9 protein-coding genes are annotated in these 8353 nt (G+C 65.4%); 7 read left to right on the forward strand and 2 right to left on the reverse strand.

All coding sequences use genetic code 11. The features are described from left to right. Position 1: 1 nt before the first annotated feature. Genes ACRDUX_RS23250 through ACRDUX_RS23265 form a run of 4 tightly spaced genes read left to right on the forward strand, consistent with a single transcriptional unit; the run spans position 2 to position 3905 of the window. The gene (locus ACRDUX_RS23250) at positions 2 to 862 is read left to right on the forward strand and encodes an ABC transporter permease (RefSeq protein ID WP_526416937.1); all 861 of its coding nucleotides are present in this window, start codon (positions 2 to 4) and stop codon (positions 860 to 862) included. Then, positions 859 to 1671, forward strand: a complete 813-nt coding sequence (locus ACRDUX_RS23255; protein WP_526416939.1) for an ATP-binding cassette domain-containing protein — start codon at positions 859 to 861, stop codon at positions 1669 to 1671. The genes ACRDUX_RS23250 and ACRDUX_RS23255 overlap by 4 nt, the downstream gene beginning before the upstream one ends. Before the next feature lie 9 nt (positions 1672 to 1680). Next, positions 1681 to 2499, forward strand: coding sequence for an ABC transporter ATP-binding protein (locus tag ACRDUX_RS23260; RefSeq protein ID WP_526416941.1), 819 nt, complete (start codon positions 1681 to 1683; stop codon positions 2497 to 2499). Next, positions 2496 to 3905, forward strand: coding sequence for an NtaA/DmoA family FMN-dependent monooxygenase (locus tag ACRDUX_RS23265; RefSeq protein ID WP_526416943.1), 1410 nt, complete (start codon positions 2496 to 2498; stop codon positions 3903 to 3905). Before ACRDUX_RS23260 ends, ACRDUX_RS23265 begins: the two co-directional genes overlap by 4 nt. Here the strand turns inward: ACRDUX_RS23265 and ACRDUX_RS23270 are convergent. Continuing rightward, positions 3797 to 4408: a TetR/AcrR family transcriptional regulator C-terminal ligand-binding domain-containing protein gene (locus tag ACRDUX_RS23270; protein WP_526416945.1), complete on the reverse strand. Its 612-nt coding sequence runs from the start codon at positions 4406 to 4408 to the stop codon at positions 3797 to 3799. The genes ACRDUX_RS23265 and ACRDUX_RS23270 overlap by 109 nt on opposite strands. A 71-nt stretch (positions 4409 to 4479) precedes the next feature. On the opposite strand from ACRDUX_RS23270, the gene ACRDUX_RS23275 reads away from it, so the two are divergent. Further along, the gene (locus ACRDUX_RS23275) at positions 4480 to 5586 is read left to right on the forward strand and encodes an FAD-dependent oxidoreductase (RefSeq protein ID WP_526416947.1); all 1107 of its coding nucleotides are present in this window, start codon (positions 4480 to 4482) and stop codon (positions 5584 to 5586) included. Here ACRDUX_RS23275 and ACRDUX_RS23280 read toward each other — a convergent pair. Next, positions 5567 to 6181: a TetR/AcrR family transcriptional regulator gene (locus ACRDUX_RS23280; RefSeq protein WP_526416949.1), complete on the reverse strand. Its 615-nt coding sequence runs from the start codon at positions 6179 to 6181 to the stop codon at positions 5567 to 5569. The genes ACRDUX_RS23275 and ACRDUX_RS23280 overlap by 20 nt on opposite strands. A gap of 158 nt (positions 6182 to 6339) precedes the next feature. On the opposite strand from ACRDUX_RS23280, the gene ACRDUX_RS23285 reads away from it, so the two are divergent. Both ACRDUX_RS23285 and ACRDUX_RS23290 read left to right on the forward strand, forming a co-directional pair. Continuing rightward, positions 6340 to 7374, forward strand: a complete 1035-nt coding sequence (locus tag ACRDUX_RS23285; protein ID WP_526416951.1) for an aldo/keto reductase — start codon at positions 6340 to 6342, stop codon at positions 7372 to 7374. 33 nt (positions 7375 to 7407) lie between these two features. Then, positions 7408 to 8184 carry a hypothetical protein gene (locus tag ACRDUX_RS23290; protein ID WP_526416953.1) on the forward strand — a complete coding sequence of 259 codons (777 nt, stop codon included), beginning with the start codon at positions 7408 to 7410 and terminating at the stop codon, positions 8182 to 8184. Positions 8185 to 8353: the final 169 nt, after the last annotated feature.

Below are 8353 nucleotides of genomic sequence, written 5' to 3' on the forward strand. Positions count from 1 at the left end.
TCTGCACAAGCGCACCGGCCAGCTGGCGCTCGCCCTGGTCGTCCTGTTCATCGTCATCGGCTTCTTCGGAAGTGCGCTTGCGCCGGACAACCCACTCGCCCCCGCCGCCGCGCCGCTGGCGGGGCCGTCGGTCTCGCATTGGTTCGGCACCGACAGTTTGGGACGCGACGTCTTGAGCCGGATTCTGGCCGGCGCAGGTATCAGCCTGCTGGGCGGCGTGCTGGTGAGCGTGGTGGCCTTCTTCATCGGCACCATCCCAGGCATCCTCTCGGTCTACCTCGGGCGGGTCTTCGAGTGGGCGAGCCTGCGACTGGTGGACACCGTGATCGCGTTGCCGTTCCTCATCGTCGCGGTCGCGGTCACCGCTCTGCTGGGCAACGGCTTGATTCCCGCGCTCGTGGTCGTCGGCGTCCTGGTCTCACCCATCTTCTACCGGGTGTCGCGGTCCGTGGCGCTCAGCTCGGTCACCGCCGACTACGTGCTCGCAGCAAGGCTTTACAGCGCCTCGACGTATTGGGTGGTGTCACGGCACATCCTGCCGAAGTTGATCCCGGCACTCGCCGTGACGTTCGCCAATACGGTCGCCGCCGGGCTGATCGTGATCTCCTCGCTGTCCTTCCTCGGTATCGGGGTGCAACCTCCGGCCCCGACCTGGGGCGGGGTGCTCGCCGAGACCCTGGGACACATCAGTCGTGCTCCCCTGGCGCCGATCTACCCGTCCGTGTTCATCGTCGCCGCGGTCTGGGCCTTCCACGCCCTGGCCGATCTGCTTCGTGACGCCGAGACCGAACCCGTTCGCGCGGGGGCCGCCGGGGTCGTCGAGAGTTCGCCACTGTCCATCGCCGTGAAGGGGAAAGAGTGACTGAACCACTTGTTGCCGTCCGTAACCTGTCGTTGGAGGCGGACGTACCCATCCTGACGAATGTCAGTGTCGCACTGGAGCCAGGCAGAGTTCTCGGCATCGTGGGCGAGTCCGGCAGCGGCAAGACACTTCTCGTCAAGTCGATTCTTGGGGTGCTTCCGACGGCCGTCCGCCGGACGTCGGGAGACATCGAATTGTTCGGCGAGGACACCTGCACGTTCGACACCAAGAAGTGGCGGTCGCTGTGGACGAATCGGCTCGGCGCGGTGTTCCAGGATCCCGGTAGCTACCTCAACCCGTCCTATACCGTGCTCCAACACTTCGACGAGTTCTACCGGGTTGCACTGAAACTGCCCCGCGCCGAGCGCCGCCGCCGAGCGCTAGCGGCGCTGGAGTCAGTCAACATTCGCGATGCCGAACAGGTGCTCACGCGATACCGCCACGAGCTGAGCGGTGGCACGCTGCAGCGCATCCTGATCGCCATCGCGCTGGCCCGTTCACCAGACGTGTTCATCGCCGATGAAGCCACCACGTCGCTGGATGTCACCGTCGAGGCCGAGGTCCTCGACTTGATCTCGGATCTCAAGGACAACACCAACATGTCGATCATCGTCGTATCGCACGACTTGTCGGTGGTCGCGCGGCTGGCGGACGACGTCATCGTGTTGCGCAGCGGCGTGGTCGTCGAAGCCGGGCCGACGCAACGCCTGCTGAGTGCGCCACGGTCGGACTACCTGCGTCTTCTGATCGACTCACACACCAAGTACGGGATCGACCGGGTCGAGGCGCGAGCCGCTTCGGTCGGTTAGGAGAAGTCGGTGCTCGAAGTCAAGAACGTTGACGTCACCTATCGCAGCCGTCGAGGCCACAACGACGTACTCAAAGACGTCAGTGTGACAATCGAGCCGGGTGAGGCGGTGGCAGTCATCGGTGAGTCCGGCTCGGGGAAGACCACCCTGGCCCGCACGATCCTCGGTGTCGTCAAACCGCGGTCCGGTGAAATCCTGTTCGAGGGACGGGATCTCACCAGCCTGCGGGGCGCCGAGCGCTCGAACTTTCGGCGCTCCGGGCAGATCGACTACGTGTTTCAGGACACGCTGGCAAGTTTGGATCCGGATGTTTCGGTGGGCAACTCGGCCATCGAGCCGCTGCTGGTGCGGTCGAGTTCGTCGAAGAAGGCTGCCGTTGAGCGTGCTCGGGAGCTGTTCGACCAGTTCGGGCTGAGTCAGTCGCTGTTCGACAAGCGTCCCGCACAGCTGTCCGGTGGGCAGCGGCAACGGGTCGGGCTGATCCGGGCCCTCATCCAACAGCCGAAGCTCTTGATCCTCGACGAGCCGCTCAGCGCCCTCGATGCGGCCAACCGGGCGTCCACGATCGACCTGTTGGTCGGCCTGACCCGACAGGGCATCGCCTTGCTTCTGATCACACACGACATCGGGTCGGCTGCGGCCGTCACCCAGCGCACGTACGTCCTCTGGCGCGGCCAGATCGTCGAAGAAGCCCGCACGTGGGATCTGATCCGCAATCCGGAGCATGACTACTCGAAGCTGCTCGTCGGGTCTGCCGGAAGTCTGTTCAGCCACGGCAGCTCGAAGGAAGAGCGCCAAGCGCTGCGCCGTCGTCTGGAGCTCGCATGACGAAGAGGACGCCGCAGTACACGATCATGCTCGGCACCGGTCAGCAGAACGCATGGAAGCGCGTCCCGCGCGGCCAGCAGTATCTCCAGTCCTTCGACCACTACCTGCGGGTAGCGCAGGAGTCCGAGCGGGCCGGGGTCCACGGGCTGCTACTCGCCGACGGACTCTCCCTGGACGGGATTCGGCAGGTGCCGCGTGGCTTCGAACCACTCACCCTGCTGGCCGCACTCGCGGTTCGCACGTCGCGGATTGCGTTGATACCGACCGTATCGACCACCTTCAACGAGCCGTACAACGTTGCGCGCGCGATCAATTCGCTCGACAACCTCAGCGGCGGACGAATCGGCGTCAACCTGGTGACGTCCTTCACCGGGGAGGAGAACTTCGGCGGCACCCTCCCCCGCCCGAGCGACCGGTACGCGCGCGCCAGGGAGTTCACCGAGGTGCTACGCAAGCTCTGGACCAGCTGGGAGCAGGACGCCGTCATCGAGGACGTCGAGGCGGGACTGTACTTCCGTCCGGGATCCGTCGCGCCCATCAATCACGTGGGCGAGCACTTCTCCGTCGAAGGCCCGCTCAACGTCCCCCGATCTCCCCAGGGGATTCCGGCGATCGGCGCGGCGGGCTCGTCGGATCTCGGCCGTCAGTTCGCTGCCGAGGTGGCCGAGTTCGTCTATGCCGCCCAACCGAGCAAGCGCATCGCGAAGGACTACTTCGACGACCTGCGAAACAGGGCGCGAGAGCTGCGTGCGGATGGGACCAGACCGACCGTCCTCACGGGGGTCATTCCGATCATCGGCGAAACCCGCAGGCAGGCGCGAGAACTCGCTGCGCAGCTGCGCGAGCCCAGCGACTTCGACGCTGGCCGGCACCGTGTCGAGCAGCTCCTCGGGGGCATCGACCTCAGCGGACTCGCCCGCACCGACAAGATCGATCCGGCGACCATTCCACCTCCTGACGACATCATCCGTCGGCAGGGCCGCTATGAGATCTTCAAGGGTCTCGCCGTCGACGAGGGGTACTCCCTCGAGGAACTCGTCGACTTCGTCACGAACACCTCGGGACACTGGACCGTCATCGGAACGGTCGATGACGTCGTCGCCGAGTTCGCGGAGCGGTTCGACTCCGAGCTGACGGACGGCTTCAACGTCTGGCCGACGCATTACCCCGAGGGACTGGACACCATCACGCAGCGTCTGCTGCCCGAGCTCGAACGCGCCGGCTACTTCACGCCCCTTCCGGACGAGCCGCGGACCTTCCGTGACCTGTTCACGACCCGAGAACCGCACGCCACCCCTCACGCTGACTTCGGTTTGCCCAGGCCCAGGAGCGGGAGGAAGACGGTGTCGACGATCTCCTCGATGGTTTCCTCGGATGGCGGTCGCAGTGTGAAGAGGACCTCGTAGCGGAACAGGTCCACGGGTAGCCGCGCGATGCGGTCGGTCACCTGTCCCTGCCCAATCTCGCCTCGCGCGACGGCCCGTTGAATCGCCTGGTCGAGACCGGTGTCACGGCCACCCCGGATGAATGCGTCGAGATCAGCCAGGCTGGTCCCGGTCTGGCGGTAGAAGCCGCCGAGTTGGGTGAACAGCTGCGTTGCCAGTCGCACCCTGGTCTTGTTGGCGTGCTGTAGCAATCCGATGACGTCGCCACGCAGGCTGCCCGTGTCGGGGACCGTCACGACGTCCTTCCCCACTTCGTGCGTCAGCGTGGCGAGCACCAGTTCCTGCTTGGCGGGCCAGCGCCGGTAGAGAACGGCGCGACTCGTCCCGGCCCGTACCGCGACGGCGTCGATCGTGAAGTCGTCGTAGCCACGTTCGGCCAGTTCCTCCCACGCAGCGTCCAAGAGCGCGTTCTCCAGGACTCGGCCTCGTCGTCGCTGCGGCGCGTCCTTCGGATTAAGAGACATTGCGTTTCCTAAGTGCGGTATCTATCGTAATTGGATACAGCATGTATCTTATCCTGATAGGAGCCCGTTCGATGCGAATTCTCGTTTCCGGTGCCGGCATGGCCGGCCTCAGCACTGCCATCAACCTCCAGGCCACCGGACACGACGTCACGATCGTCGAACGCGCCGACCATCTGCGCGTCAACGGCTCACCGATCGACATCCGTGGCGACGCCATCGCCATCGCAGACAAGATGGGCGTCCTCGGCCAGATCTGCGACCGTCGGATCGACATGACCGAGCGCGTGCAGTTCGTCGACGCCAATGGCGTCGTGGTGGCAGAGCTGCCCCAGGACGAGGTCAACGATTCCGCTGACGACATCGAGATCCCCCGCGAAGACCTTGCCGCCGTGCTGCACGACAAGCTCGGCCCGGCAACGGAATTGCGGTTCAATGAATCCATCGCCGAACTCGACGACACTCCCGGTGGGGTCGACGTCCACTTCACCTCCGGCGGCCACGATCGCTACGACTTGGTCGTGGGAGCCGATGGGGTGCATTCAGCCACCCGCAGACTCCTATTCGGGCCCGAACAGCAGTTCCTGCAGCACCTCGGCTTCTACATCGCGATCGCCGATCTGCCCGGTTACACCACCACGGGGCGCATCAACCCGATGTACAACTTTCCGGGCCACATGGCCGGCATCGCCGCCTACAACGCGAAGGCGTTGGCGATCTTTCTGTTTCGATCACCGTGGCTCGACTACGACTATCACGACCTCTCCGCCCAGAAGCAGATCCTCACTGGCGCCTTCGCCGGCCACGACGAATGGAAGATCCCGGAACTACTCGATGCCGCACTCCGAGACCAGGACCTCTACTTTGACTCGGTCAGCCAAATTCATGTGCCCCACTGGCACGACGGTCGCATCGTGCTCGTCGGCGACGCGGCCCACTGTGCAACGGGGCTGTCCGGCCGCGGCACCACCCTGGCAATGACCGGGGCCTGGCTCCTCGCCCAAGCCCTCCAGGACCACCCCGACGATCCTCGAAGAGCACTGGCGCAGTACGAGCGCGACCAGCGGCCCCACGCCACCCGAGCGCAAGCAACCGCCGCACCTGGAGGCGACCTCCTCGTTCCGTCCACCCATGAGCAGATTGAGGACCGCAACCAAAGGTTCAGCCCCGCAACGGGATAACCGGGCTGGCCCCGGCGCCGTGACGCAGTCCGTCGACGAGGAGCGCGACCATGCGCCGGCTGTCGTCCACTCCTTCACCCTCCACTGGCAGGCAGAGCTTGGCCACGGCGTACAGGAGTTCCCTCGAGCCTATGTCGGAGCGGATCTCGCCGCAGGCGGCTGCGGCCTCGAGCAGAGAGGCGAGCGTGGGTCCGAGGCGTAGAAGGAAGTGATCGCGCAGGGCGTCGAACGCCGGACCGCCCTTGTGCAGGGCCGACGCCAGTCCGTGCTTGGTGGCCAGGAAATCGGTGTACCGGAGCAGCCACGTCGCGAGCGCTTCACCGGGGCCGTGCTCGGCACTCAGCGCTTGGCCTGCGTCGGCGCAGGCGTCGATCTCCTGTGCGAGCACCGCTTTGACCAGGTCCGAGCGCTGCGGGAAGTGCCGATAGAGCGTTCCCACCCCGACCCCCGCGAGGTCGGTGATCTCCTTCGCTGGCGCGTCCACACCAGACCCGGCGAACACGGTCTTCGCCGCCGTCAGCAGAGCGTCGACGTTGCGTTGCGCGTCAACCCGCTGTCGACGGTGCACACGTTCGTGCCCTGCCGAGTCGGCCATCACGCTCCCTTCCCCGTCACTTCCGGAATGATCTTCCGCTTTCACTTGTGTTCCGGAATGGCTTTCCGTATCTTTACCGGAAGAGCTTTCCGCTTCATTCCACGGTACGGCATCGGAAGGCGCTCAGCACGCACGTACCGCTCGGTCAGGAGAACGTCATGCAGTACCGCACCCTCGGACGAACCGGCATCAAGGTCAGCCCCTACGCGCTCGGCACCCTGATGCTCGGTGCATCCATCGGCAACCCCGACCACGACGACTCGGTCCGCATCATCCACGAGGCGCTGGACGCGGGGATCAATTTCCTCGACACCGCCGACGCGTACTCACTTCCTCCCCAGGGCGCCTCCGAAGTCGTGGTGGGCAAGGCGCTGAAGGGGCGACGTGACAGCGTCGTCCTCGCCACCAAGTTCGGCCGCCCGATGGGTGACGATCCCAATCGTCAAGGCGCGTCTCGACGCTGGATCACCACCGCGGTCGAGGACTCGCTGCGCCGACTGCAGACCGATTACATCGACCTCTACCAGGTTCATCGACTCGACCCCGAAACCGACGTCGAGGAGACCCTCTCCGCGCTTTCAGACCTCATCCACAGCGGCAAGGTCCGTGCGATCGGGTCGTCCAACACGCCCGCCTCCAACATCGTCGACGCGCAATGGGTCGCCGAGCGGCGAGGGCTCGAGCGGTTCCGCACCGAACAGCCACCCTACTCAATCCTTAACCGCGGCATCGAGACTGAGGTGCTGCCGACCGCGCAGCGCTTCGGGATGGGTGTCGTCGTCTGGGGCCCGCTCGGGCAGGGAATGCTCACCGGCCGCGCCCGCAAGGGCCAGCAGACCGACCTGGTGCGCGCGGGGCTGATGAAGGCATTCGGCGACGAGCATCGCCTCGACGCCGTCGAGGAACTCGTGCTCCTCGCCGAAGAGGCGGGCCTGCCGATGACGCACCTCGCGATGGCGTTCGCGATCACCCATCCCGGTGTGACCAGCGCGCTGCTCGGGCCCCGCAGCATCGAGCAGCTCGACGACCTGCTGGCCGGGCTCGACGTCACGCTGCCCGACGAGTTGCTCGACCGTATCGACGCGATCGTCCCGCCCGGCACCGACGTCGGCACCCTCGACCAGGCCTACGGACCACCCGCCATGCAGAACTCGAGCCTGCGTCGCCGCCCAGTCGATGAGCGCGCCGCCTGAGCTCGGTCCATCAGCCATTCGAAAGGTCATGTCATGCACGAAATTGCGATCGGATGCACGATCGAAGGCCAACACCATTCGCCTGCACAGCTCGCGCGGGTCCAGCACGCCCGGCACTTGCACGTACTGCACCAGATGAAGCGCCTCGGCGCGAGAATGGTTCACGACGGCACTCCCCTCTCCCACGACGACATCGATGTCCTCGGCGCCGAAGACGCACACCGCGTGAGCACCGCAGTGCGCCAGTCGTTCTCCGTCGACGACATCACGGACCTGTACCAGGAGCAGATCCGCGCCTCCGACCACATGTGGAAGCAGGCGAACAACGCACCCGTCGGGGCACCGTTACGGGCCTCGATCGCCGACGTCACGGTCACTGGCATCACCATCGACGAATTCCGCGATCACGCAGCCGGTCCCGACGTACTCGAACGGACCTACGCGCAACTCAATCCCGATCACTACTTCTGCTGTCAGAGCGATGCCGGCATGCACGGCATGGAGACGTTCGGCATGTACGGCGGGCCCACCGAGGTGTACATCACCACCGACCCGACGATTTCGGCTCCCATCGTGGTGGAACCCGACTACTCCTTATTGACCGCCGGTTACACGAGGTTGGCGAGCGACGGCACCGACGTCAACATCCTTGCGCTGCACCAGATCAAGCCCTTGTCCGACGGCTTCGCCGTCAAACTGGGCGCATTCTTCCCGCCGCACACACCGAACGAAGTGGTCGATGGGCACAGGGTCCACATGGCGATCGAGCTATGGGAGATGTGCAAGCTCCTCACGCACCCGCTCCCCTGAGACGTGCGCCGCCGAGGACTCGTTGGTCGGTGCGCTTATCCGAATGCGCGCCCGAGAAACACGAAGGCCGCCACAGCGAACAGCACGGTGTTGGCCGCGACCGCCAACGGCTCCCGCAACCTGCTGTGCGCCCACGCCGCACCGATCATCACGACGCACAGACCGGCAG

Source organism: Mycobacterium sp., from assembly GCF_050701675.1.
Classification (GTDB): Bacteria; Actinomycetota; Actinomycetes; order Mycobacteriales; family Mycobacteriaceae; genus Mycobacterium.

Excerpts from the sequence above, each read along its gene's own strand:
- ACRDUX_RS23290 (WP_526416953.1), top strand. The coding sequence starts at position 7,408 with ATGCACGAAATTGCGATCGGATGCACGATCGAAGGCCAACACCATTCG.
- ACRDUX_RS23265 (WP_526416943.1), top strand. The coding sequence starts at position 2,496 with ATGACGAAGAGGACGCCGCAGTACACGATCATGCTCGGCACCGGTCAG.
- ACRDUX_RS23280 (WP_526416949.1), bottom strand. The coding sequence starts at position 6,181 with ATGGCCGACTCGGCAGGGCACGAACGTGTGCACCGTCGACAGCGGGTT.
- ACRDUX_RS23285 (WP_526416951.1), top strand. The coding sequence starts at position 6,340 with ATGCAGTACCGCACCCTCGGACGAACCGGCATCAAGGTCAGCCCCTAC.
- ACRDUX_RS23275 (WP_526416947.1), top strand. The coding sequence starts at position 4,480 with ATGCGAATTCTCGTTTCCGGTGCCGGCATGGCCGGCCTCAGCACTGCC.
- ACRDUX_RS23270 (WP_526416945.1), bottom strand. The coding sequence starts at position 4,408 with ATGTCTCTTAATCCGAAGGACGCGCCGCAGCGACGACGAGGCCGAGTC.